The organism is Citricoccus parietis (assembly GCF_042433045.1).
Classification (GTDB): domain Bacteria; phylum Actinomycetota; class Actinomycetes; order Actinomycetales; family Micrococcaceae; genus Citricoccus; species Citricoccus parietis.
Genome location: NZ_JBHLWH010000035.1, coordinates 1 through 1,024, shown reverse-complemented (window position 1 = coordinate 1,024; position 1,024 = coordinate 1). Strand labels below are relative to the sequence as shown.

Below are 1,024 nucleotides of genomic sequence, written 5' to 3'. Positions count from 1 at the left end.
ATCATGGACCCGGTTCCGGTGGGATGACCGCCCTGTCAAGCAGTACCAATGGCGCTGAGCCCCTATCTGCGCAATCTCTTAAAAGGTGGCATTTCGCCAACCTCGATAATATTGCGGGCTGCTGTCGACCGATCATTGCTTTACCCTCAATAACAACTGGCATGAACGGGAGTAGTCGTGCCGGCAGTGCCGGCTTCGGAGCACAAGGGTTATGGGGGTAGTCCCGTCAGTCGCCGCGTTCCAATGAAAGTGTGTAGGGCGGATTGATCAGTTCAAGACCAGTGGTTGTTTCCTCGATGGTGAGCCGCCCCACCAGCGTCATCGGTGGTGTGTCGGGGAGTGTTCCACTCAAAGCAGATCTGCGCGGGAATCTCCCCGAAGGTCCGCTGGCAGAAATCCGCCCGCCCGTAGGCCGGATGCGTCAGGTAGGCACAGAACATGGCCACGGCGTTGCTGTCCGAGCGCAACGTGCTCAGGCTGATCGGTTTCTCACCGCTGCGGCGCTCCGCCAGAAACTCCTCGATATCCACGGGGCGCCAGTGCCACGGGAACTCGCCGGTGAACTGCTGGAACCGGCGCACCAGACGTGAGCGGTTCTCGATCGTCGCCGTGGTCAGTCCGCGGGCCAGCATCTGCGCCCGCCAGCCATCGACCATGGATTCGAACACCCGCTCATCGGCCCGGAACAGACCGACGGACGCATCGGTCAGCAGCCTCGGAACGAACCCCGGAACGGTACCGTCCATCACGCCTCACAGCCGTGGAATCCTGCATTAGATGCAAGAATCCTACGGCCACCAGCACACTACGACCAGAGAGCACCGCCCGGTCAATCCACGGTGCCACACCCTCGCCGCAGTTGACCTGCAGCGACGTTTCCACGCCAGAAGACGGGAGTTCCTGCATCTACTGCAACTCCCGTTGGTTGAGCGCCGATAAGCTATCTTATGTCAACTCGACCATGGCATGTTGGCGATTTCTGCGAATCCGCCGGTTGGGACGACTCCCCCATGACGGAGCGCTG

Annotated in this window: 1 protein-coding gene; it reads right to left on the bottom strand. The window is 60.7% G+C overall.

The features are described from left to right. Nucleotides 1-272: 272 nt before the first annotated feature. Nucleotides 273-746, bottom strand: coding sequence for a site-specific integrase (locus tag ACFFIO_RS12470; RefSeq protein WP_201301235.1), 474 nt, complete (start codon nt 744-746; stop codon nt 273-275). Between the last annotated feature and the right edge of the window lie 278 nt (nt 747-1,024).

Coding starts and splice junctions, on each gene's coding strand:
- ACFFIO_RS12470 (WP_201301235.1), bottom strand. CDS start 746: ATGGACGGTACCGTTCCGGGGTTCGTTCCGAGGCTGCTGACCGATGCG.